Source organism: Microcoleus sp. MOSTC5, assembly GCF_036701825.1.
Lineage (GTDB): Bacteria > Cyanobacteriota > Cyanobacteriia > Cyanobacteriales > Microcoleaceae > Microcoleus > Microcoleus asticus.
The window spans coordinates 70319-94429 of record NZ_JAUBRK010000001.1; the positions used below are offsets into that span (position 1 = coordinate 70319).

Consider the following 24111-nt stretch of genomic DNA (forward strand, 5'->3'; position numbering starts at 1 on the left):
GCGCACGGCGCGCACCTTACTCTTGCCTGGACAATGGGGAGCAGGGGAACCATATTTCCTCCCCTCCTTTGGTTCAAAGTTGTTCGAGATATTTCAGCAAGTCTGCCATTTCTTGCGGACTCGGCTGAAACTGGGGCATTGGTGGGGTTTGCCCGCTCGTGACTTGCCGGATCAGAGCGAATTCGGATTTTCGCTCGGACACTCCGTGCAAGTTGGGCCCGACTTGACTGTCTGAAACGGATATGTGACACCCCGCACAGTTCATTTGAAAGATGGCGGAACCCTGAAACGGATTGCCAGTGAGGGATAGTACGCTTTTGACATAAGGATCTGCGACTTGAAAGTGACGAATTGCGATCGTCGCCAAGAAGATGGCAAGCAACACCGCTAGCGCAAATATGGCCAGTCGCTCGATCGGGTTTTTAATTTCATTCCTGGCAAGTTGGTTATTCAAAGGAGTTCAATTAAAAATAGTATCTACAAGAAAATTTATTTCTCATAACATAGCTTAATCGTTCGCAGCGGGGAGAGCAAGATCTAATACTCCCGGAAGGGCGTTTTTCGGAAAATTCATCTGTGTAAGTGCTGGTAATATTAAAAATAGGTTGTTAAATCTTAACGTTAAGGAGATCTCATGGTAGAACCGCTGCTTTCAGGTATTGTTCTGGGTCTAATCTTTGTTACTCTGGCGGGGCTGTTTTTTGCTGCTTATCAGCAGTACAAGCGCGGCGATCAGTTGGGTATCAACAAGTAAAAGGGCGAATTTTGCCGAAATGGGCGGGAAAGGCGGGTTGACAAATACCCTGGATCTGAATCGTAGATATTGGCGAACCCGCCTCTACAAAACCCGTCCCCGAGCTTAATTGCTGTTAATTTGCCAGACATGAGATCGGGCTTGTAGCTTCTATTTCCCAGATGTCTGCTGACACCGGTGGCGATCGCACCCTAAATGCGATCGCACCCTAAATACGATTCTATGTGCTGTCAGAATAGAAAAATTAGATATATCGATCGAGGATAGCCGCAGTTTCCAGACCGGTTTTTTCCCAGCTAAATTGTTTTGCTCTGGCTAAACCGAGCTCCCGCAAGTGCGATCGAACTTTGGCATCCACTGCAAGCTGGTGCATAGCAGAGGCAATTTCCTCGACGCTGTAGGGGTTGACTAATAATGCTGCACCCCCTGCCACTTCCGGCATTGAAGACAGGTTAGAGGTGATGACAGGAGTGCCACAGGCCATTGCTTCGAGCACGGGGAGGCCGAATCCTTCCCAAAGACTGGGGAAAACCAGGGCGATCGCTTGGTTGATCACTTTGGGCAAGTCGGCCGCGGGAATGTAGTCTAAGAATTTTACTCGATCGACCAATCCCAATTCTTGAACCTGCGCCTTCAGCAGCGGCGTATAGCGTTTGTCTTCCGAACCTGCTATCCACAATTCGTACTCGGAATTATCAGCCAAAGCAGCAAACGCTGCTACAACTCGCTGCACGTTTTTATAGGGATTGTGGCGGCCGATATAAAGAAAATAATTGCTGGTTGGTATGCCTAAAAAACGGAAAAAACTGGTATCGTATCCGGGGAAAATTGGCGTAATTAAATTAGTAGGAATATTGCAAAAATTAGCGATATCGTTGGCAGTTGATTCAGAGTCGCAAATGACGTGTTGAGCCTGCCGCAGCACTTGGGGAATGTAGTAGCGGTGGTAAGGTGTCAGAGGATCGAAGCGGCGGGGAAATCGCAGCGCTATCAAGTCATGTACTGTAATTATATAGCGGCAACCTGTAAATAGAGGAGCTTCTGGAATTGGGGAAAATAAGAGGTTAGATTTTAGCTGTTTGTAAATTTTGGGGAGTTGGGTTTGTGTCCACAGCAATCGGTTGATGTGTCCTTTGGTTCCTTGTTCTGGTGTTAGGTTTGGGGGGATTTGGTAGCAGTTGTTATTGGGAAAATTTTCGGCTGTTAGTAATGTTGGATTGAGGGATTTTAGGTGGGGAAATAGGTTTTTAGCGTAGATGGCTAAGCCGGTTGGTTTGGAAATTAGGAAGGAGAGGTTGATGAGCAGGTTGGATTGGGGATTGGGCATGGGATAATATGTAGATTGCGGTTTTTGGGTGGGATTTTTTTTATTTAACCTGAGATATTGCACCATTCTCAATTAGCCTTTTATGAACAGGCAAGATGCCTGTTCCACAAAAGATAAATTTTCTTGTGGAACAGGCATCTTGCCTGTTGCTGACAATGGTGCAAGATGTGAGTTTAACTGCAGATGGCGCAGAAAAGAAGAGAGGGAAGATTTAAAGATATTGCTGTAAGATGTTGGCGGTTGCTGTTCCGGTTTTGTTCCAGCTAAATTGAGATGATCTGGCTAAACTAGCAGTTTTTAAGTTCGATCGCACTTTGGAATCTGTGGCTACTGTTTGCATGGCTTCGGCTATTTCTCCGACGCTGTAAGGATTGACTAATAATGCGGCATCTCCGGCTACTTCTGGCATCGATGACAGGTTGGATGCGATGACGGGTGTGCCGCAAGCCATTGCTTCTAAAATTGGTAAGCCGAATCCTTCCCAAAGTGTAGGGAAAACTAGGGCGATCGCCTGATTCATCAGTACGGGCAATTGAGAATATGGCACGTAACCGAGAAACTTTACCAAAGATTGTAAACCTAATTGTTCGACTTGTGCTGTCAACTGCGGTGTGTAGGCATTGGGAGGCCCTGCTAGCCACAATTCGCAATTTGCGCGATCGGGCAAACTCGCAAATGCAGCAATTAATCTTTCTAAGTTTTTATAAGGATCGTGTCTGCCGGTATAAAGAAAATAATTTTTGGTTGGCAAGTCGAGATATCTAAAATTAATATTATCGCAAGCTAGGGGAATTGCGGTCATCTTTTTAGGCGGAATTTGGAAAAAGTTAGCAACATCTGCCGCCGTTGCTTGAGAATCGCAAATAATGTGTTCTGCTTGCCGCAAAACCTGCGGTATATAGTAGCGGAAATAAGCTGTTAAGCGAGAAAACCGTTGGGGAAATCGCAAAGGGATTAAATCGTGAACAGTGACGATGTAGCGGCAGCCGGAATACAAAGGCGCTTCTGGAATTGGGGAAAAGATCAGGGTTGACTGCAATTTATGGTAAATTTTTGGCAAATTGAATTGAGTCCACCGCAGCCTGTCAATTTGTCCTTTCGGGCCGCGATTCGGTGTCAAACTTTCGGGAATTTGATAGCAAGTATAATTGTCAATTTGCTGGGAAACAAGTAATGTTGGTTTTAGCTGTTGCAATTCTGGGAAAATATTAGTGGCATAAGTCCCGATTCCAGTTGGTTCGGGAGTTAAAAATGATAAATTGATTAACAGTGAATTAGACATGATTTTAGATATCCGGCGACTGGAAGTCGCGACTACACATACAAAGTCCGCCTGCGCGGACTCAAGAAAACGCTAAAAAAATCGACTTTGATATTAGTCCTATGCAAAAAGACTTTAGCTTTGGGCTAAGGATTTTAACCCCTGGTGAACTACTTAATTAGCCTTTAAGCTCGATCGAGCATTTGAGCTATATCGGCAGGATTTGGCAGCCGAATTGTAGCATATTCTTGGTGAATAATCTCAAAAAAACTCTTGACTTTTTTATCGAAACGTGCAAGTCTAAAGTTCTGACTGCGCTGCTGTGCACCTGCTTGAAGTTCTGCTAGCAAATCGGGATTAACAATTAGTTGATGTGAATGCTGGCACAGTTCCTCAACGGTATTGAACAAAAAGCCCGATCGCCCATGTTCGACAATTTCCGGTTGGCCGCCGCCGTTGAAAACAATTGGAGCACAACTATTTTGCATGGCTTCAACAGTCGCCATCCCGAAATGCTCAAATCTTTGAGGATTGACTTCACCCAAACCGCAGCCGTGCCAAAATATGCTAGCTCTAGCATAAAGCGATTTTACCTCATCAAAGTCAGCATTGACTTTTAGCTCGATCGCCCTTGAATCTTGCTTCAATAAATTCTGAACTGTCTTTAAATAAGGATTGCGGGGAATACTGCTGCCGGCTAAAATTAGCCGCCATCCTTGAAGTTCTTCGGGATAATCCGCTAGCAAACTGCGGAAAGCTTTAATTAGTTCAATTTGCTTTTTTGTTCCCCCAGCTTCAAATTGTCCCACAGCCAAAATTATGTTTTCTTTCGGCACTTTAACTGTTGCCATTTCCACTGGGGGATAAAGCAGAAAAGTGGGCTTTAAGTTCCAGCGTTTCTCCAACCACTTGACAGTAAATTGACTGTTGGCAATAACGAAAGTGTAATCATCGACTGCAAAGTGACGGTTGCGGAAAGTATTGGGAAAGTGGCAGAAAAATACTGAGATTGGCGACAGTGGTTGCACTTTTTCCAGTTGGTTTGCGTTGATAAAAATATCGTAGTTTTTGCTTTCTCTGGCAATTTCATCAAAGGGATTTTCCATATCCTCCACAATGATGCTGGAATCGATGCACTGCATTCCGCGTTTCTCGTAAAACGCCAAGGGCATAATTTTAATTTTGCATCCTGAAAGGTTGAGTCCGTACCACGATTCTAAGTCGGAAACAGCAACTGGTTTGTTGGCGATAAAAGTAATGTCAAATTCATTTTGTAGCAGCGAGGCGAGGGTAGCGACGTATTTTTGACCGCCACCAATAAAATGCAGCCCGTGATCGTAAATGGCGATCGACATTTTGCGATCGCCCCGAACCACCTGTAACCGAGATAAAATGCGATCGACCTTCAGGCGACTGTAAATCACCGCCAACTTTTCCGACAACTGCGGGATTACAGTTTCAATTATTTCTGGTTTCTGATAATCTAGCAGTTTTTTAATCGCTACAAATAAACTCTCGAACAGCAAATCGTACTGCTTGTTAGTAAAAAAATCTGAAGTATGAATTCCTTTGACTAATTGCAAAGGTTCGTGTTTTGCCAAATACAAAAACCGATTGCGGTTGCAGAAATACTCGGTAAGTTTGCTTCCTTTACTCGAACCCCGATACTCGTGATGGGCGATAGCTGCGGGAGTATAAAGCATTTTCCAACCGCGTTTGTGGCAGCGTTTGGCAAACTCTACATCTTCAAAATACATCACAAAATCTTCATCTATCGGGCCCACATCTTCGAGACATTCCCTGCGGAAAAGCACCGCCGCCCAACAAAGCCCTTCGACTTCCCGTTCTGTATCGTACTGTCCCGAATCTTTTTCGCCAAAGCCGACATCTTGCCAATAAAAATTAGGTAATTGCTGAATACCTGCGCTGTTAATTCGCCCGTCTTTAAACAACAATTTGCCGCTAGTCGCGCCTACTTCTTTATTAGTTTCTAGCCGTTTTACAAGAATCTCTAACCAGCGACTGTCAAGGGTAGCATCGTTATTTAGAAAGGCGATATATTGCCCTTTCGCTTCGCTGATGCCGAGGTTGAGGGCTTTAGCAAAGTTGTTGGCGGAATTGACAAAAATGCGGACTTTTGGAAATAGTTCGCGCAGGGAATTAACGGAATCGTCTTGAGAACAATTATCAATTACAATTAAATCTAGTTGCGATTCGGGATACGCAAGTTTTTGTAGAGATTTTAAGCAATCTTTCGTGTGGCGCAGACCGTTATAGTTGACTATAATTAACGAGCATATTGGCAGTGCAGTCATTCGATTTTAGATTTTAGATTTTAGATTTTAGATTGAGTAATTGAAGGATTGAAGAATTTTAGATTTTCGATTTGGGATTGAATAATTTTCGATTCAAAAATTGAATTATCGAGGAATTTTCGATTTGGAATTGGGGATTTTAGATTGAGGAATTGAATTATTTTAGATTTTTGATTGAAGCATTGAAGCATTGCTCTCGCGAATAAATCTGGGGCCTTGTGACCAAATTATTTTGGGTCATCTTTGATGCTTTATTGTTGTCGATCGAGCAATTGAGCGGTAATCTTCTCTAAAATAGCAGTATGTTGCTGCTGCACTGCTTTAATTTGCTCTATTTCAGACTGAAAAGTTGCGATCGCATTTTGTTGAGTCTCAAGCTGTGCTGTAACTTCGGGAGATCCGCTGCTGAATTCCTCTTGAATTTTTTTCTCTAGGCTTTGTTGATTTTCTTGCAATTTTTGCAATTGAATGCTCAATGTTTGAACGACGCGGGTATTAGCGAAATTGTAAATAACTTGACGTTCGAGTACGGGTCTGAGTAATTTTCGGACTATTTTTCTGACTGCAATTACTGCGGAACCCAGCCGTCTTTGGTAAGAGGTAATTGGTATGTTATAAATGTCGAAACCCGCTTTTAAAAGGGCGATGTCTTCGTCATCTTCATTTTGGGCGAGCGCACTATTTTCTGTTCCCAAAAGCGTCTGCTCAGCAATACCAATTCGCGGCTCCAAAGTTTGCCGCAATCTATCTATGATTTGTTTAGTTGGTATTTCTTCGTACTGCAAACTTTACTCTCCTTTAGATAACTTAGTATGACTTATCATGGAACAGGCATCTTAGCTGCTTGAATAATAATTGTAACTAATTGTGGAACAGGCATCTTGGCTGTTCAAGGGCGGGCAGAATGCCCACCCCACAAGAAAATTCATCTCTTGTTAAATCAGGATTATTGCTTCCGATATTGGCAATATCTCAATTTAAGCTAACTCAATTTGACTGTCATCACCAATCATAAACCGCAGAGCTTTTGGACGAGCCGGTGCATTGGTGAGTTGAGCTCGCTGCCCGATCACGCTGTCAACAATTCGCTGGTGAATGCCAACTATTTTTGCCCCTTGCAATATTACACTGTGTTCGATGTCAGCATCAATCATCGTCACGCGATCGGCAATACTGCTGTAAGGCCCAATAAAGCAATTTTCAATGCGGCAATTTTCCCCAATTACCACCGGCCCGCGAACTGTAGAATTAATGATTTCCGTTCCTTCGCCTATTTGGACTCGTCCGATAATTTGACTTTTGGCGTCTACTTTTAATTCAGTTGAAGCTACGATACGGCTATCTAAAATGATTTGGTTTGCACTCAGCAAATCGTCTTTTTTCCCCGTATCCAGCCACCAACCCTCTAAATTGCAGGCTTCTACCTGTTTTTCCTGATTCATGAGCTGTTGAATAGCGTCTGTAATTTCCAGTTCGCCGCGGGCCGAGGGTTGAATTTGATCGATCGCCTCGTGAATAGTAGGAGCAAAAAAGTAAATCCCCACCAGTGCTAAATTCGATGGCGGAACTTGTGGTTTTTCTACTAACTCCAAAACTCTTCCTTTATCATCAACTTTTGCCACACCGAAAGCAGAGGGATTGGGAACGGGACGCAGCAAAATCAGAGCGTCTAGTTTTTGCTTGTTAAAAATTTCTAAAAACGGATCTAGCTGATTCTCAATTAAGTTATCTCCCAAATACATAATAAACGGAGAATCGCCCAAAAATGGTCTAGCAACTTTCACCGCGTGAGCGAGACCCGCCGGCTGTGCTTGCAAGATATAAGTAATTTTTGCACCGAAGCGAGATCCATCTCCTGTTTTCGTCTTCACCTCTTCCCCGGTTTCGGGACTAATAATAATCCCAATATCCGTAATCCCAGCCGCCACAATTCCTTCAATTCCGTACCACAGTATCGGCTTATTTGCTACAGGAACCAATTGCTTAGCACCCGTATAGGTGAGGGGACGCAAGCGTGTTCCTTTGCCGCCAGAGAGGATGAGTGCTTTCATTGGGTGAACTTTGAGTTATCCTTTAGGGTTTGCGGTGCTGACTCGATTTGCCTGCACTTGTTCGCTCTCGTTGATTTTAAACCACCGCTACCCCGCTGGCAATAGTTGCCGTGTCTGATGATACAAATGATTTATGCCGATCGAGCTTTTATAGTCCTGGACGCATAGAGTGTCAGGAACCAGGTTTCTTCCCGAAGAAAGCACCTAAAAGCTGAGGTTTTTTGTCAATAAACCCGGTTTCTCAAGGTTGCGAGTGTGCCAGTCCAGATTTAATCGCGTACCGTTTTAATAGCGGCCGTATCGGGCAATCAATGGATTAACACTATTGTTTTGATTTGTCAACCAAGCCCACATCTGATCGCCCAGACAAAAATGCCACCATTCGTTAGGATGCTGCTGAAAACCCGCATTTATCATCGCATTTTTTAAGATTTGCCTGTTACGGTGATATTGCTGTTCTTTTGGGTGATTGCTGTTAGCAAAATAATCGGGATAAGAACGTTCTGATATTTCATCAATCGGAGAACCCATATCAATTCGCCGATTATTTTTATCCGCTAAAGTTACATCTAAAGCTGCACCTGTACTGTGAGGGGGAGGTGTCGCGCGATCGAGGCTCGGTACTGCCCAAAATTGATATACGTGTTCTATAATTACTTGGCGTTTGTCTTCGGAAACTGGAAATTCGCAGCCTTGAGCTACGGCAATTTGATTAAAAGTATAATCTACCATAAATTGTTGGACTTCCACCGGCCGATAAGCGTCAAATATCAGAATTTTCCAATTTTGATAATTTTGCTGTAGCTCAGTTTGAGCTGCGATTAAACTATCTACAACTCCTTGCCGCAAATAGTAAGGCGAATTTGCTTTGCTGTTGTGATAGGGAGCACCCAAGTTTTGATAAGGATGCGGGATTTCAAAGGCAAAATGTTCTGGTGGAATGGGGACTAAAGGTTCGCCGCATTCGTCGATCGCTATTTGCTGGTATGGTTTCATATCAAGGTGTTACCCTACTTTATGATTACTGATGAACTACCCTACTCAGTATATGCTTTTCTCTTGAGTCAGCCGCGCTGCACATAGCAAAGCAGCTAGAATATCCTCATGTTGTAAATCTTCATAGTCATCTATAATTTCTTTAGCATTCATACCAGAACTGAGTAATTCAAGAATTAACTCGACTGGATATCGGAGACTGCGAATACATGGTTTTCCGTGACAGATATTTGGATCTAGTGTGATGCACTGCCAAAGTTGGTTTTCCATATTTTAGGAGCAAATATTCAATATATCCTAACCTAAAGAGTGTAGCTTTCGATTGGTTTTTAGTAAGGACTTTAGTGCTTTCAATCTCCATCTAAAGTCCTTAAATGCCAAAAAATCCTAACTTTGGCGGTAAGCAACTACCGCATAAAACGGATCGCCGCTTCCTATTCGCAGCATTTGCATAAAACTCGGCAAGTTAGCCTTGCGAACTATTACTTCCGGCTTGCTAAATCCGGGTATATTCGCTCCTTTTACAGAATCAAAGTAACTCTTGACTAATTCTACCCGATCGCCCTCCGAACCTTCCCGCCAAGCTGCGATCGCCTTTTGATAAAACATCCGGTTGGAAAAGCTCACAATTGCTACGCCACCTGGCTTCAATATCCGGTGAATCTCGGCAAAAATCGCATCTGGCTGTTGCAAATACTGTACCGAAACGCAGTTGACAACCGCGTCAAACTCTGCATCCGGCAGCGGCAATTTGGGATTTGCGTTCAAATTCTGCACAAAATAATGATTTAGTCTGCGATTTTTTGCCAACTCCTCTTCATTCATGCCGTGCCCTTCAACATGGGCAAATTGCATCTCGTCGGGGAAGTGAGAAACCCAACTGCTCATCATATCAAAAATCCGAGTATTCGGTTTCAGCCGTTCCCGATATAAATCCGTTAGTTGCTGAATAAATCCATCGTCTACATGAGTCACAAACCGGGGATAGGAATAGAACAAATTGTCGTCGGTGTCGTCTAACTTGGTGCGTTTGTCGGCTGGAAGCAACATAAATTCTGATCGCAAACTAGATTTACCCTTTCTAGTTTAAGAAAAATTAAGAAATGTAAACACACCTCGCAGGGCGGACATCCGGCTTGCAGGGTGATGGTCAGAGTGCGATCGATAATCCTATGGAAAGCTACACATCCTCTGCAGCGCCACAGTCTGCGAGTGTACCTGCGAGTCCGCCAGGGACTTAAGTTCCTGGCTTACAGCTAAAGTCTACTTTAAGTGGACTAAACAGCAGTGGCAGTCTCGATCGAACGATCGAGCATCCCATCAGTTAAGCTTGAATTTTTTAGTCGGTTTCAACCGATTTCAGCTTTTAGCCTGGGACTTAAGTCCCAGGGGGATTCCCGGTTTTAGCATAGCTGTCGGCCTCAAAAAATCTGCTTGCGCCCCCTTGACAACACAAAAAAAATATCCTACTCTAATAATACGAACGCTAACTAATAAACCTATGGTTATTACACCCACTGTCGATCGCATAAATCTAGCTCAGTGGCACGACGTTCTCGCCCCGCACAGCCTGGGCTACCGGCTCAAACTTCTGGCACAGCTAAGCAGTCGCAGGCTGCAAGAGGTACTTGAACCCTTTGGATTGACACCTTTTCACTGGCTGGTACTGTGCTGCTTGTGGCAAGAAGACGGTTTGCCGACTTCCAGCATTGGCGACAAACTGCAACAGGTAGGCGGGACGCTGACAGGCGTGCTCGATCGCATGGAAGAAAGAGGCCTAGTCCGCCGGGAGAGAGACACCCGCGATCGCCGTATATGGCGCATTTGGCTGACAGACTCCGGCACGGAACTGCAAGAGGTATTGCCCCCGCTGGTAGCTAAAATCAGAGATCGAGCTGTCGATGGCATTTCACAGGCCGATACAGAACTGTTTTCTCAACTGATCGATATCGCCATCCTCAATCTCTCCTAAACTGACAAATCAATCTTTTGAGTGAAGTGCAGCAGCATCTACCTCCAGTACATTACAAATAACCGCAAAATACTACGCACTCTTAAAAAAAGCCGTCTTACTAAATTAAAACTACGCACCCTAAACAAACGACATCTTACTAAAGTATCAGGAGTCAAATATCATGAAAGGCACAAACGAAACCAACCCAGCAGAATTCAACGGTAACGGCAAAGCAGTCGCCTTATTAGAAAAGCCGATCGACGACACCATAGCTAAAAGCCTACCCGTAACGCCCGCCCCAGAAACAGAAATCAGCGCCCCCGCCGATGTCAAAACAGGCGCAGAAACAGAACTCCAAGCACCCCTGCCGCCTGCGGAAACGCCGAAGAAAAAAGCCCCGAAAGCGTTGATCCTAGCAGCGCTGGGCATCGGGGCGATCGCCGCAGGCAGCTTCGGCTACCACTACTGGCAATACGCCTCCATCCACCAAGAAACCGACAATGCTACAGTTGCCGGACACATCCACCAAGTCAGCAGCCGCATCAACGGTACAGTCGGCGAAGTCTTAGTACAAGACAACCAACAAGTAAAACCCGGACAACTGCTGATCAAACTCGACCCCCGCGACTACCAAGTTAAAGTCCAACAAGCCCAAGCAGCCTTAGAAAATGCCCGCCGCCAAGCCGAAGCAGCCGAAGCCAATATTTCCCTAGCCGCCCAAACCAGCCAAGGCAAAACTGCCCAAGCTCAAGGAGATATCGGCAGCGCCAACGCTGCCATTTCCACCGCCCAAGCAGCAATTAGAGAAGCGCAACAAGGCGTACCCGCGGCAGAAGCTGCGGTAGCCGAAGCCGAAGCCGGCGTACCCGCAGCGCAAGCCAAAGTCGCCCAAGCTCAAGCCGGCATTCCTCAAGCCCAAGCCAAAGTGACGGAAGCCGAAGCCGGCATTGCCGCAGCGCAAGCTCAGCTAGTACAAGCGCAAGCCAACCTCGTCAAGACGCAAGCTGATTATAAACGGTACGAAAGCTTGCAGTCTGAAGGTGCGATCGCCCGCCAGCAGCTAGACACAGCCAGAGCCGCCTACGAAGTAGCCCAAGGCCAAACCACCGCAGCCCAACAAGGAATTGCCCAAGCCAGAGCGCGCTTAGCCCAAGCCAAAGAAGGCGTAACCGAAGCCCAAGCAGCAGTAGCCCAAGCTCAAGAAGGAGTAAAACAAGCCCAAGCCCAAGTAGCCCAGGCCCAAGTTGGCGTCGCCAGCGCCCAAGCCAAAGTCGCCCTAGCCGAAGAAGGCATCAGCACCGCCCAAGCTAAACTTGCTGCGTCAAAGGGCGGATTGCAACAAGCTGAAGCTACGGGCGAACAAACTAAAGTCAGCCGATCGCAGTATGATGCTGCTAAAGCTGCGATCGGGCAATCGGAAGCCGCGGTTAAAGACGCTCAACTGCAACTTTCCTACACGAATATCACCGCTCCCGCCGCCGGACAAATCGGCCGCAAATCCGTTGAAGTCGGGCAGCGGGTGCAGCCGGGAACTCCGTTAATGGCGATCGTCAGTAACGATTTGTGGGTAGTTGCTAACTTCAAAGAAACGCAACTGGCAAACATGAAACCAGGCCAAAAAGTTGAAATCAAATTAGATGCTTTTGGTAGCCGTCAATTTGAGGGTCATCTCGATAGTTTCTCCCCTGCTTCTGGCGCTCAATTCTCCTTATTGCCTCCCGATAATGCTACGGGCAATTTCACCAAAGTTGTGCAGCGGATTCCGGTAAAAGTTGTGTTTGATGCCGAAAGCATTAAAGGCTATGAATCGCGAATTGCACCGGGGATGTCTGCTACGGTAAATGTTGAACTGAAATAAGGGAAGAACACGGATGTTGACACGGATACACGGATGAATTTAGAAGTCGGGCATTTGATTTGTTTGGGTTAAGGGCGACTAGCAGGAGAAATCCCCGACTTCTTGGAGCAGTTTGAGAAGTTTGAGCAGTCGGGGATTTTATTTGTTTCGGTTAAGAGCGAGCCCTCTTGCAATATCATCTTAGAAAGTTAGGGATATGGTAGTGAAAACAAAACCGAAATCTCGTCCACCAGCTCGAACACGGGTTGTTGCTTTGTGATGAGTGGCGATCGATTCAAATCGGAAAAAAATTATTGCCAATAAAACCACTCTATGGTAAACTAGAAGATTGTGAATATTAATCAAAAGTAAAGTAACAAGCCGGGAGAAATCAAAATGACACAGCAAACCCTGCACGGAACCAGCCGCAAAAGAAAAAGAACATCCGGTTTTCGCGCCAGAATGCGCACCGCAACTGGTCGATTGGTAATCAAAGCCCGCCGCAGCAAAGGTCGCCACCGCCTCGCAGTCTAGCACTGCCTCAAGGTTGAGAGGCCTTAACGATCGCCCTACGCCATGTTGCCCGAGACAAACCGACTCAAGCACCGAAAAGACTTCAGCGCCGTCTACCGCAAGGGAATGCGCCGTAACTCCGCTCATTTCAGCTTAAGAGCTCTGCGCAAACCAAAAAGCGCCGAACTCGCCAAACCGACAGCCGAAAAATCCTTGCAGCCCACTCGTACAGGCATTTCTATCAGCCTGAAAGTCAGCAAACGCGCTGTAGTCCGCAACCGGATTAAACGCCAGATTCGGGCAGCTTTGCGACAACTATTGCCCCGATTAAAATTCGGGTGGGATTTAGTAATTGTCGTGCGCCCGATCGCACAAGAGTGCAATTATGCAGAAATTCTGCAAGAATTAGAGCAGTTGTTGGTAGAAGCCGAGGTACTAGATGGGAATTCGAGAGGAAGTATATTATGAAGGCGGCCCCGCGCCGGGAGACTTGATCATCAACTTACTCCTTGGGCTGACAGTCGTCGGCATCCCCCTCGCCGTAGGAGCAATTGTCCGGGCTCTGTGGCTGCGGTATCGGATCACCAGCCGCCGAGTGTCTGTAACTAGCGGTTGGATGGGGGGCGATCAGACAGACGTTATCTACTCAGATATAGTCAAAATCGTCACAGTACCTCGCGGTTTCGGGACTTACGGAGACATGGTGCTGACCATGAAAAATGGCAGCCGCTTGGAACTCAGGGCTATTCCGAAATTTCGAGCAATGTATGACTACATTAACGAAAAACTGCCCGCAGCAGCTCAAAAAGCAAACGCGGCCCAAGCTAAATAACCGAACCGCTTCGCCCTCAAATCAGGGTAAAGTCAGTGCGAGTATTGGCAAACTCATTACAACAAACCGCTAGCGGGCGGTCGATCGACGGGCCATGTCCTAAGATAGAGACAAAACCCCGAAAATTGAGGCGGCTCGCGTTAAGCGGGTAAAAATAGTTCTCAACAGCAAACATAGAGCAACTAAATTAACTCAAAGCGAATGGATTTTGGTATCTCGTTTCTCTCCAACAACCTAATGCTGCCGATCCTAGATTTTTTCTACGGGATCGTGCCAAGCTACGGTTTAGCGATCGTAGCACTGACGCTGGTGATTCGCTTTGCTCTTTATCCTCTCAACGCAGGCTCTCTTCGCAATATGCGGCGCATGAAAGTAGCGCAGCCGTTGATGAAAGAGCGAGTAGATCAAATTCAAAAACTCTATAAAGACAATCCTGCCAAACAGCAGGAGGAAATGAGCAAGGTATACAAAGAATTTGGCAATCCTCTAGCAGGATGCTTCCCGTTGGTGCTGCAAATGCCAGTGCTGTTTGCACTGTTTGCAACGCTCCGGGGCTCGCCGTTTTCTGACATAAATTACAGCGTCAACGTTCAAGTTTTGCCGAAAGAACAAATCGAAACTGTTCAACCGCAAGCTTTTGCTACACCGCCCCAAAATATTTACGTCACAGGTACTTTTCATGCTCCTGTTGTGGGGGTAATTCCAGGCGGCGACAAACTCGCAGTCGGCGACACAACCAAGATTAATTTTCAAACCCCAGAGGGCAAACCTCTCAAAGTTTTAGCGGCAGAAAATAAGAGCGAAATCGACTTTGAACCCGGCTGGAAAGTCATCAAAGGCGAAGAAGTAGTCAAGGTAGATGAACAGGGCAACATCACGGCCTTAGCGCCCGGTGAAGCCACAGTTCAAGGCACAATCCCCGGATTGGCTAGTAACAAAGGATTCCTGTTTATTGAAGCTCTAGGCCGCGTTGGCGCGATCGACTCAGACGGTACAATCCACTGGGATATTTTGGTGATGATCCTGGGCTTCGGCATCAGTTTGTATATCAACCAAACTCTTTCGGGACAAGCACAAGGACCAAACGACAACCCCCAACAGGCTACAGTCAACAAACTGACGCCAGTCATATTTTCGGGGATGTTTTTGTTCTTCCCGCTGCCTGCTGGCGTGTTGATGTATATGCTGATTGCTAACATCTTCCAGACTGTTCAGGCGTTTATTTTGTCGCGAGAACCGCTACCTGAAAACCTGCAAAAAATAGTGGACGAAGCAGAGGCAAAAACCCAAAAAGAACAGGGATTAGATGCACTTCCCTTTGAGCCCAAGCGTTCTAAGAAAAAGGCTTGATTTTAACAACAATGAAAGACTCTCAAATGCAGCGCGGACAGCAATGGTTAGAAGAATTGTTACAACTGTCCGCCATTCCGTCAAAAGTTGTAGGCGAACAACAAAAAGATTGCTATTGGATGACAATCGATGACAGCAATCTGACAGCAGAACAAGTTGCAATTTTAGTCGGGCCTGACGGTAATGTAATAGATGCCATTCAGTACCTCTGCAACACGGTTCAGAATATAGGTCAGGAAGTAGAGGAGTCAATTCCTTATACAGTTGAACTCAATGGCTATCGCATCCGCCGCCAAGAGGAATTGCGATCGATGGCAGAGTACGCAGCGGATCAAGCGCGTTCGACGGGAGTTGAATTTGAACTCAAATCCCTGTCTTCGGCAGAACGCCGTCAAGTCCACAGCTTTTTGAGCGAATGTGAGGACATAGAAACTTACAGTCAAGGACAAGAACCCGATCGGCGTTTGGTAGTGCGACTGCGCTGACGCTAAAGAAGGAAGAAGGAAGAAGGAAGAAGGAAGAAGTTAAAAATTAACTATTCCTTTTGACCTTTGAATTCAAGAAGTAGGAAGGCAAAAGATTATGGAGACAATTTATATCCCTCATCTACTCACAAAAACTGAGCGGAAAGAGGTTATTGATTTTGAAGAATTTATCCCCGATTTAGAAACTCTTACTCCGGTGCGGGGACGACTGCAAGTGACTCACCAAGGGAATTATCTTGAGGTGAAGGCGAAAGCAGAAACAATTGTTACTCTCACCTGCCACAGATGCTTGAAACAATACAATCACCGTTTGGCACTCAACTCATCTGAACTAATCTGGCTCGAAGAAACAGCAAATCAGACAGATTCAAGTTCAGCAGAAATAGAAGTTGCTTTAGAAGATTTGGTGGAAAATTTGTCGCCAGGTGGCTATTTCTCTCCGGGCGATTGGGTGTACGAGCAAATGTGTTTGGAACTTCCACACAAACAGCTATGCGATGCTAAATGTCCGGGAATAAGTTTAAACGATCCAGAGACAGAAAGCTCAGAAGCTGCATCAGACAGTCGCTGGGCGTCTCTGGCAGCACTTAAACGGCAATTGCCTTCGTCGGTTGACTAATAACTAATGACTATTTTTAGCGACGAGTTTGAACTGCTGCTGCGATCGCGCTACCCCCTAATTTACATTCCCACACGGGAAGAAGAGCGCGTAGAAGTGGCGATCGCCCAATGTGCCAAAAAACAAGGTTCTCGCGCCGTCTACATCTGGGATTTTGTTGATGGCTACCAAGGCAATCCCAACGATGCTGGTTTTGGCAAGCGCAACCCGCTGCAAGCTTTGGAATTTCTGGAAAAATTGCCCGCCGCCGCCCCTGCAATCTTTATTCTGCGAGACTTTCAGCGGTTTTTGGAAGATGTCTCGATTTCCCGCAAGCTGCGGAATTTGGCGAGACTGCTCAAATCAGTACCCAAAAATATTGTCATCGTATCTCCTCTAATTTCGATCCCGGAAGACCTCAGCGAAGTGATCACAGTTTTGGAATTTCCCCTGCCTGCGGCGGCGGAAATCAAAATTGAGCTAGAAAGGCTGTTAGGGGCTACCGGACAAGCGATTGAAGGGCGTTTGCTGGACGAAACAGTGCGCTCCTGTCAAGGGCTGTCGATCGAACGAATCCGCAGAGTTTTGGCAAAGGCGATCGCCACCAGAGGCGAACTCCATCCCGACGACGCGGAACTGATTTTAGAAGAAAAGCGCCAAACAATTCGCCAAACTCAAATTCTGGATTTTTACCCAGCCCGCGAAAATATTTCCGATATCGGCGGTTTGGACAATCTCAAAGAATGGCTGCTGCGGCGCGGCGGTGCTTTTACCGAACGAGCCCGCCAATACGGTTTGCCGCATCCCAGAGGTTTGTTGTTAGTCGGAATTCAAGGAACCGGAAAATCCTTAACAGCAAAGGCGATCGCCCACCACTGGCATTTGCCTTTGCTGCGCTTGGATGTCGGGCGCTTGTTTGCCGGCTTAGTCGGAGAATCGGAATCGCGCACCAGGCAAATGATTCAGCTAGCGGAAGCTTTGGCGCCTTGCGTGCTGTGGATTGACGAGATTGACAAAGCTTTTGGGGGATTGGACGGTAAAGGGGATTCCGGGACAACCAGCCGGGTGTTCGGGACTTTTATTACTTGGTTGGCCGAAAAAACTTCACCGGTGTTTGTGGTAGCAACAGCCAACAACATCCAGTCTTTGCCGCCAGAAATGCTGAGAAAAGGCAGGTTTGACGAAATATTTTTTGTGGGTTTGCCCAGCCAGGAGGAACGGCGGGCGATTTTTGAGGTACATTTGTTGCGGTTGCGATCGCACAGCATCAAAAATTACGATGTAGAGCGCTTGGCTTACGAAACTCCCGATTTTTCAGGGGCCGAAATCGAGCAAACTTTGATTGAAGCAATGCACATTGGATTTAGCCAAAATCGAGACTTTACGACAGATGATATTTTAGAATCAGCTAGTCAGATGGTGCCTTTAGCCAGAACGGCTCAAGAACAAATTCAGTTTCTCCAAGATTGGGCCGCTGCTGGGAAAGCTCGCCTTGCTTCTAGATACGGCAGTTTGAGTCGCCGGATTCAAGGCTAAGCTTTTGAAGTCAGTAGTTAGTAGTTAGCAGCCAGTTGTCAGTTGGCAGTTACCAGATTTTACTCAACATTCAGCAGTCAACACTCAACCTTCTTCCTTCTTCCCTCTTCCCTCTTCCTTCTTCCCTCTTCCCTCTTCCTTCTTCCTTCTTCCTTCATTTGCGGTTTTATGAACAGTATATATAGCGTTTTCAAATTTTTAGTGGGTTTTCTGCTAGCGATCGTCCTGATGGCAGGTGCTAGCGTGGCGGCTGCACTTTACTTTGCCGCTAAGCTAACTACTGTGCCCGAAAAACCTGTTTTTCCCAACGACAAAACAGCAGTTCAGATTGCAGGCGCTGCGCCGCAGTCAACAGCCCAGGCTAGCCCTGTTTCTACATCTAGCGATGCCCCGTCTCCGAAACCGCTGGAACCGGGAGCTTACCGAGCGATGGTGACTCAGCCGATCGGCTTAATTCTTCGGGATACTGGTAGCCGAGACTCGAACCGCATTGGCGGTGTTGGTTACAAGGAAAAAGTCGTGGTTTTGGAAGAGTCGCCGGATAAAGAGTGGCAGCGAATTCGGGTTGAGGATGGCAATCGCGAAGGTTGGGTCAAGGGCGGCAATACTGAAAAAGTTGAGGGCGAATAGGACTTAGAAAAAAAATATACTCCTGTCATTGTGAGGGCAGCGAAGCAATTGCAATGTGAAGATTGTTCACTAACGCCGGGTTTTTTCCTGTCTCTAGTTGCCAATAGCTCGCTACACATTTATGCCAATAAGTCAAGTTAAATTTATTTACGATATTTAGGATTGCAGTTTGAGGCACACAGACTGTGGGTGCGATCGCCTCTGCAAAATCCTGAATTTTCCATAAAAGCCCAGCGGACAAAAGGTTTTAAGAGCTAAAAATCAACAGAAAAACTCTAAAATACATAATATTAACTTATGTTATTAATGAGAGTATGTTAAGAAAATTAGCAAAATTTTAAGGTTAGTTGCAAAACGCAGGCTGTTGTCACCCCAGCAGAGGCAAGAATGGTAGCTTTGATCGCATAGATGTAAGTTTTCAGCTTAACAGCTACCAACAATAAAAAATATGTACGACAAACGTCCGGATCGAGATTTGGCTAGTGCTGCTGTAACTGCGGCTTTGGGAGCTGGGGTCGTTACCTCTTTTGCGGTGAGCAGAGGGCAAAACCCGCTGGTAGCCATCGGCATTACTGTTTTTGCAGCGGGAGTAGCTGTACTTTGCGATCGGTTCGGCTTAATTTAAGTTAATGTCCCATTTTTACGAACAGTTAACCAATAAAATCCCCGCCCTATTTGCAACTAGCAAAGGTGGGGATTTTTATTGGCTCCTTTTTCAGTCAATCAGCGGTACTTTCCTAGACGCACTCGCCACATCAAAAAACGGGTTTCTTAACAAAAAACCTGCACTTTCAGCCTTTTTCCCAGACAACAAATTAAGGTGATGACAGCCTGCGCGCAAGTCTTGTGGTAATTTCAGCGGCAGCCAGATAAAATATTAGCCAGCACTACCCCAAAACTTATAGTCTTTTGACCTCAAAGGCTAAGACTATGCCTGCAAACTTTTTTCCTAACACTCGCGTCTCTGTAAATCGCGATGCTATCTTAGTTGTTACCTGTAATTATTTTTGAAGGTAAAAATTTTTCAAATACGGGTGCTTCGTGCAAACAGGTAAAACTTAGCCTTGATAGATCCACAGCAGCCCAAAGCTCAGCTTGAGTTTGCTCGTAAACCCCACCCACAATTTCACATTCACAGTAAAAAGTTATGGAATCCCTCGCCTACCTCGAACTTGCTCTTGTTTGCGAAGCACCCGCAGAGCCGAAAATTTTTGATGGGCCCAAGTGGCAAAACCTATCGAGTCAGACTTATGTCCGTTTGCTGTCTTTGGCTTTGATGCTGTCGGTTTTGAGTGCAGCCGGTGCGGCTTTTGCTCAAATAGATCCGGGATATCCAAATTTGCGAGCGGTTCAAGACAGGTTGCGGGATCTCGGATATTTTCCCAGATCTTCGACAGGTCAACTCGGCCCGGTTACTAAACAAGCTCTGACTAATTTTCAGCGAGACTATCAACTGTCGCTGACTGGCAGGCCCGATCGAGCTACGGTGATAGCACTCAACAGTTTTGCCGGGGATGACGATCGACCTTTTAAAACTATTTATACAAATTATCGGGAGCTGCGTTTTGGAGACACGGGTGCAGATGTTTCGGCTCTCCAGCGCAGGCTGAAGCAGCTAGGCTACTTCAGCACGCATCCCACAGGGAGCTTTCGCGAAGTTACTCTAAATGCCGTTAGATACTTCCAGCGAATTAATCGACTGCGGGTGACTGGAGTTGCCGACAGGCAAACTTTAGGTTTGCTGTTTGGTTCCACCCGGCCGGTTCCCCCCGTTACGCTGCCGGGGGATATTTCGGGAAATGGCGGTTGCAAGGGGCTGCGGTTCGGGGACAGAGGGGCGACGGTAGACTTGATCCAGCGACAGCTAAAAGCTTTGGGCTATTTTGAAGGCGGCGTTGACGGCAAGTTTCGCGAACGCACTCTCTACGCTGTGACTCGTTTTCAGCAAGATTACAATCTGGTTTCTGACGGCTGCGCTGACACGGCTACTTTGACAGCTATCGATTTCCAGATGAGGCAAGCTGAAATTACCTCATGGACTGAGGAAGATGACCCACAGAGTAATGCCGAAGATTTTCTGGAGTTGGGCGATAGAGGCAGACAAGTAGAATTTGTGCAGCGGCGGCTGCAAGAATTGGGTTATTACAGGAGCCAGATTCACGGTTGGTTCGATAGACCAACTCAGGCAGCTTTGATCCGCTTTCAGAGGGATAGCGGGCTGTTCGGTACTGGAAGGGTCGATCGCAGCACTCGATCGGCTTTGCGGCAAGGCAACAGGCAGGCCGCAGCGCCTGTGCCACAAATCACTGCTGGTCTGCGACGGGGTGATACTGGGCCTGCTGTCCGACAACTTCAGTCTGCGCTCAGAAGTCGCGGCAAAAACCCCGGCCCGGTGAACGGAGTATTTGGAGCCGAGACCGAATTTGCGGTGCTGTCGTTTCAGCAGGAACGCAATTTGTCACCGGCGACGGGTATTGCCACTCCGGCGACTTTGGCTGCGCTCCAAAATGGATTACCTGGGCGGGTGGCTGTTCGTGCTGTTCCAATTAGCAGCACTTTTAACTCTCGATCGAGCATTCAGCAATTACAAAGGCGGTTGCAAGACCTCGGCTTTTACACAGGCTCGATCAGCGGAGTTTTCGATGCTTCGACGAGAGACGCCCTCGATCGAGCTCAGCGCAGTTACGGGGTCAGCAGCGACGATTTGTTGAGCCAAACTTTTTAGCCCCAGGCTTGCGGACGCTACATCAAATAAATCGGGTTTCTCGTTTCCGACTCATTCCTGAAATGATGTATTTTTCTTAAGAAACCCGGTTTCTGCGTAACTGCGATCGCACTTGCGCCGAAGAGTTTTGTTAAAAAAGGTAACAAGCCGTACTTGAAATGCGAAAATAGTGCATTGTCACTCGATTAAATCCGCGGCGCTGCTGCCGTGCTGGGCGATCGACCTCGGACAAGACCAATTGCTGGAAACCAAAGACGGCCATCCCATCCGCAAAGCTTCGTGACACACCGTATGAATGGTTAGCTGGCAGTCTAGCAGGTGCAACCCAGACTTTTCAGCTTGCTTCAGGCCAATTTTTAAAATCGAATCGTTGTTAAATTCGATCGTTCTGTTGCACTGAACGCAGACTAGGTGGTGGTGGTGATGCGGGTAAGGCTGGTTTATTTCATAGTGTTTGTGACCTTCTGCTAGTTCGAGTTCGCGTAGCAGGCTCATCCTTGCCATTAACTTTAAAGTTCGGTAAATGGTGGATAAGCTAATGTTTTCTCCGCGATTTTTTAACAAAGTGTACAAATCCTCAGCACTCAGGTGATTGCCTTTGGGGAGGTTCTGAAACACGTGCAAGATGGTTTCCCGTTGGGGAGTCATCCGCCAGCCTTTGTCATTGAGTTCGGATTTGAATGAGGACGCGGTATAAAGTGCCATAGTGACCCTCTCAAGAAAGTCTGCCTATTGACAATAATACACAACGATCGAGATATTTTGCAAATATCGCAGCTTATTGAAAAAAGATTGATGAAAAAAATTGATTTTTGATATTTTTTGACTTTTAACAAGCTTTATGACTTGCTGCAGAGGACAGAGAAGTTGTTTAGAAGTAAATATTGTTACTTCTGCCTCATGCCTCATGCCTTCTGCACAAGTGCCAAATGCCTCGCTCCCTGATTAATCGCGCTGACTGGCCAGCCAAATTTAAGTCAGAGACTCCAGATAGTCGCGGACGCGGTTGCGGCGCTTGGGTTGGCGGAGTTTTTGCAAAGCTTTAGCTTCAATTTGGCGGACTCGCTCGCGGGACAAGTCGAGAGCACGACCGATTTCTGCCAGCGAATAGGGGTGTCCGTCACCCAAACCAAACCGCATCAGAATTACATCTCGCTCGCGGCTGGTCAAATCTGCCAGCAGTTGCTGCAAGTCGCGGTGCAGAGCTTCTCGCATCAGCATTTCTTCTGGCGATACGCAGTCGGTTTCGAGCAAGTCGCCCAACTCTGTATCTTTTTCGTTGCCCACTTTAGTTTCAAGAGAAACAGACCGGGGGACTCGCAGTAAAACTTCTCGGACTTGGGGCGCCGTCATGTCCAACTCGACAGCGATGTCTTCGATCGTAGCTGTCCGACCTTTTTCTTGAGAAATTTTGCGCTGGGCTTTTTTGATTTTGTTAAGTTTTTCGGTGATGTGGACGGGGAGGCGAATGGTGCGGCTTTGAGTGGCGATAGCCCGCGTAATTCCCTGCCGAATCCACCAGTAGGCATAGGTGCTAAACCGGTAGCCCCGCGTCGGATCAAACTTTTCTACCGCTCGCTCCAGTCCTAGAGTACCTTCTTGTATTAAATCGAGCAATTCTAAACCGCGATTTTGATATTTTTTCGCCACCGAAACCACTAGGCGCAGGTTCGCCTTAATCATGTGGTCTTTAGCTTCGACGCCTTCAGCTTGAATTCTTTCGATCGCCTCGACCGTCATCTCGGCTAACTCTGCCCAGTGGCGCTTGCCTTCGGACATAATTCGCTTGAGTTCTGGCACGTCACTGACGCCGGCGGTTAAGGCCCAGCGTTCCAGGGAAGGTTTATGTCCTAGCTGTGCGGCCAAGCGATCGCGCACCTCAATTAAATGCACGAAGCGCCCAATTAGCCCTTCTTCCTGAGAGGCGACCGTGTTGCGTAATTCCAGCAATTTGATATAGCGCTGAACTTTTTGAGCTTCCGAGACTTCTTCGTCTCTACCCAAGAGACGAACCCGACCTATTTCTTGGAGGTACAGGCGCACTAAATCTGTAGTGCGACGGCTGGCATTTTTTTGCAATTTGGCTGCTGGGTCTGCATCTTCTGTCTCTGCTGGGTATTGGTCGAGCAGTTCGTCTCCAGCTTCTTCAGCATCTTCATCCAACACATCACCTTGCAAGGGATTGACTCGCAGTTGTTCGTCGAATTCAGCTTCAGCGTAAAAAGAGGTGGCTGGCATAGTGATTTTCTCAGTTGCTCCGGGTGAAAAGATGCTACGCTTAGCGGCTATTTATAATTATGATGCCCACTTTGTTAAGACGAAGCATCACCGCTTTGTGTTTCTTTACTAACTTTCCTGACTTTTCTGCTGTTGTTCGATCGAACTTTTGCTGCCCCACTTGTTTTACCAAGATTCTGGAAAACGCTAAGAACTTTCTGATGTAACAGGTTGAAGGCCCGAAAAGTATGTTGTACTTCTTTGTTTATGTAGCTAGTATAGATAGTGACTGGCTAGAAACAAGTGACGTTAGTCAGAAGTTAAGTTAATCTTCATCACCGATAACCTGGTTCCCGATCACTTCGGAAAATTAGCCATTTTTTTAATAAAACTTTATATAACTCGGCGCTCTTGATTAAATACCCAGCAGTGAGCGCAGAAGTTTAATCCACTACAGTATATGAGCTTCTGAGTTGGTACAGTCCGCATTACCGAGTTATTGGCTGACTCAAAAACCGGGTTTCTTCCTCAAACTTCTAGGTTTTAATCTAGAAGTTTGAGGGAGAAACCCGGTTTCTCAATGTCTTTTGCGTAAGTCGCGACTTTGAGGAGGCGATCGGCTGATAATTTTTTGCTGTGCGCTGCTGCTTCCGGGTTAACATCACCCAAGAACGCCAGCATCAAAAACCTGTTTTTTTGCACGCGGCCTGCAACAACGCTCAACTTAAAA

25 protein-coding genes are annotated in these 24111 nt (G+C 46.6%); 13 read left to right on the top strand and 12 right to left on the bottom strand.

What is annotated here, in order from left to right; translation table 11 throughout:
- Positions 1–73 precede the first annotated feature (73 nt).
- Positions 74–454 (bottom strand): c-type cytochrome, encoded by a 381-nt coding sequence (locus QUA54_RS00315; protein WP_172184354.1) that lies wholly within the window; start codon positions 452–454, stop codon positions 74–76.
- Positions 455–634: 180 nt separating this feature from the next.
- On the opposite strand from QUA54_RS00315, the gene petG reads away from it, so the two are divergent.
- Positions 635–754, top strand: a complete 120-nt coding sequence (gene petG, locus QUA54_RS00320; RefSeq protein WP_006632329.1) for a cytochrome b6-f complex subunit V — start codon at positions 635–637, stop codon at positions 752–754.
- A 244-nt stretch (positions 755–998) separates the two neighbouring features.
- On the opposite strand, the gene QUA54_RS00325 is transcribed toward petG, so the two are convergent.
- The 8 genes from QUA54_RS00325 to QUA54_RS00360 all read right to left on the bottom strand — a co-directional run bounded on the left by QUA54_RS00325 (position 999) and on the right by QUA54_RS00360 (position 9754).
- Positions 999–2081 carry a glycosyltransferase family 1 protein gene (locus QUA54_RS00325; RefSeq protein ID WP_333412378.1) on the bottom strand — a complete coding sequence of 361 codons (1083 nt, stop codon included), beginning with the start codon at positions 2079–2081 and terminating at the stop codon, positions 999–1001.
- Positions 2082–2292: 211 nt separating this feature from the next.
- Positions 2293–3363, bottom strand: coding sequence for a glycosyltransferase family 1 protein (locus tag QUA54_RS00330; RefSeq protein ID WP_333412380.1), 1071 nt, complete (start codon positions 3361–3363; stop codon positions 2293–2295).
- 164 nt (positions 3364–3527) lie between these two features.
- On the bottom strand, positions 3528–5657 hold the full coding sequence (locus QUA54_RS00335) for a glycosyltransferase (protein ID WP_333412382.1): 2130 nt from the start codon (positions 5655–5657) through the stop codon (positions 3528–3530).
- Between the two features lie 251 nt (positions 5658–5908).
- Positions 5909–6442 (bottom strand): hypothetical protein, encoded by a 534-nt coding sequence (locus QUA54_RS00340; protein WP_333412384.1) that lies wholly within the window; start codon positions 6440–6442, stop codon positions 5909–5911.
- 192 nt (positions 6443–6634) lie between these two features.
- A complete protein-coding gene (locus QUA54_RS00345; protein WP_333412386.1) occupies positions 6635–7708 on the bottom strand; it encodes a glucose-1-phosphate thymidylyltransferase in 1074 nt (357 codons plus the stop codon).
- A gap of 285 nt (positions 7709–7993) precedes the next feature.
- Entirely contained in the window at positions 7994–8704 is a 711-nt protein-coding gene (locus QUA54_RS00350; RefSeq protein ID WP_333412388.1) for a M15 family metallopeptidase, read from the bottom strand.
- A 45-nt stretch (positions 8705–8749) separates the two neighbouring features.
- Positions 8750–8974, bottom strand: coding sequence for a DUF433 domain-containing protein (locus QUA54_RS00355; protein WP_333412390.1), 225 nt, complete (start codon positions 8972–8974; stop codon positions 8750–8752).
- A gap of 117 nt (positions 8975–9091) precedes the next feature.
- Positions 9092–9754, bottom strand: coding sequence for a class I SAM-dependent methyltransferase (locus QUA54_RS00360; RefSeq protein WP_333412391.1), 663 nt, complete (start codon positions 9752–9754; stop codon positions 9092–9094).
- A 451-nt stretch (positions 9755–10205) separates the two neighbouring features.
- Here QUA54_RS00360 and QUA54_RS00365 point away from each other — a divergent pair, with 451 nt between their 5' ends.
- The 12 genes from QUA54_RS00365 to QUA54_RS00420 all read left to right on the top strand — a co-directional run bounded on the left by QUA54_RS00365 (position 10206) and on the right by QUA54_RS00420 (position 21164).
- Positions 10206–10676: a MarR family transcriptional regulator gene (locus QUA54_RS00365; RefSeq protein ID WP_333412393.1), complete on the top strand. Its 471-nt coding sequence runs from the start codon at positions 10206–10208 to the stop codon at positions 10674–10676.
- A gap of 163 nt (positions 10677–10839) precedes the next feature.
- Complete coding sequence (locus tag QUA54_RS00370; protein WP_333412394.1) at positions 10840–12516, top strand: HlyD family secretion protein; 1677 nt, start codon at positions 10840–10842, stop codon at positions 12514–12516.
- Positions 12517–12891: 375 nt separating this feature from the next.
- On the top strand, positions 12892–13029 hold the full coding sequence (gene rpmH, locus QUA54_RS00375; protein ID WP_006632320.1) for a 50S ribosomal protein L34: 138 nt from the start codon (positions 12892–12894) through the stop codon (positions 13027–13029).
- A gap of 42 nt (positions 13030–13071) precedes the next feature.
- Complete coding sequence (rnpA, locus tag QUA54_RS00380) at positions 13072–13476, top strand: ribonuclease P protein component (RefSeq protein ID WP_172184371.1); 405 nt, start codon at positions 13072–13074, stop codon at positions 13474–13476.
- Complete coding sequence (locus tag QUA54_RS00385; RefSeq protein WP_172184373.1) at positions 13448–13840, top strand: PH domain-containing protein; 393 nt, start codon at positions 13448–13450, stop codon at positions 13838–13840. The genes rnpA and QUA54_RS00385 overlap by 29 nt, the downstream gene beginning before the upstream one ends.
- Positions 13841–14041: 201 nt before the next feature.
- Positions 14042–15190 carry a membrane protein insertase YidC gene (gene yidC, locus QUA54_RS00390; protein WP_333412396.1) on the top strand — a complete coding sequence of 383 codons (1149 nt, stop codon included), beginning with the start codon at positions 14042–14044 and terminating at the stop codon, positions 15188–15190.
- Between the two features lie 11 nt (positions 15191–15201).
- Complete coding sequence (locus QUA54_RS00395) at positions 15202–15675, top strand: R3H domain-containing nucleic acid-binding protein (RefSeq protein ID WP_333197487.1); 474 nt, start codon at positions 15202–15204, stop codon at positions 15673–15675.
- 97 nt (positions 15676–15772) lie between these two features.
- Complete coding sequence (locus QUA54_RS00400) at positions 15773–16294, top strand: YceD family protein (protein WP_333412398.1); 522 nt, start codon at positions 15773–15775, stop codon at positions 16292–16294.
- A 6-nt stretch (positions 16295–16300) separates the two neighbouring features.
- Positions 16301–17809 carry an AAA family ATPase gene (locus QUA54_RS00405; RefSeq protein ID WP_333412400.1) on the top strand — a complete coding sequence of 503 codons (1509 nt, stop codon included), beginning with the start codon at positions 16301–16303 and terminating at the stop codon, positions 17807–17809.
- A gap of 168 nt (positions 17810–17977) precedes the next feature.
- The gene (locus tag QUA54_RS00410) at positions 17978–18439 is read left to right on the top strand and encodes an SH3 domain-containing protein (RefSeq protein WP_333186304.1); all 462 of its coding nucleotides are present in this window, start codon (positions 17978–17980) and stop codon (positions 18437–18439) included.
- Between the two features lie 448 nt (positions 18440–18887).
- Entirely contained in the window at positions 18888–19064 is a 177-nt protein-coding gene (locus tag QUA54_RS00415) for a hypothetical protein (protein WP_172184385.1), read from the top strand.
- A gap of 522 nt (positions 19065–19586) precedes the next feature.
- Positions 19587–21164, top strand: a complete 1578-nt coding sequence (locus QUA54_RS00420) for a peptidoglycan-binding protein (RefSeq protein ID WP_333412402.1) — start codon at positions 19587–19589, stop codon at positions 21162–21164.
- Between the two features lie 177 nt (positions 21165–21341).
- Here QUA54_RS00420 and QUA54_RS00425 read toward each other — a convergent pair whose 3' ends face one another.
- The 3 genes from QUA54_RS00425 to QUA54_RS00435 form a co-directional block, all read right to left on the bottom strand.
- A complete protein-coding gene (locus QUA54_RS00425; protein WP_333197482.1) occupies positions 21342–21869 on the bottom strand; it encodes a transcriptional repressor in 528 nt (175 codons plus the stop codon).
- Between the two features lie 267 nt (positions 21870–22136).
- Complete coding sequence (sigC, locus tag QUA54_RS00430; RefSeq protein WP_333186295.1) at positions 22137–23402, bottom strand: RNA polymerase sigma factor SigC; 1266 nt, start codon at positions 23400–23402, stop codon at positions 22137–22139.
- A 522-nt stretch (positions 23403–23924) separates the two neighbouring features.
- Positions 23925–24104, bottom strand: coding sequence for a hypothetical protein (locus QUA54_RS00435; RefSeq protein ID WP_333412405.1), 180 nt, complete (start codon positions 24102–24104; stop codon positions 23925–23927).
- Between the last annotated feature and the right edge of the window lie 7 nt (positions 24105–24111).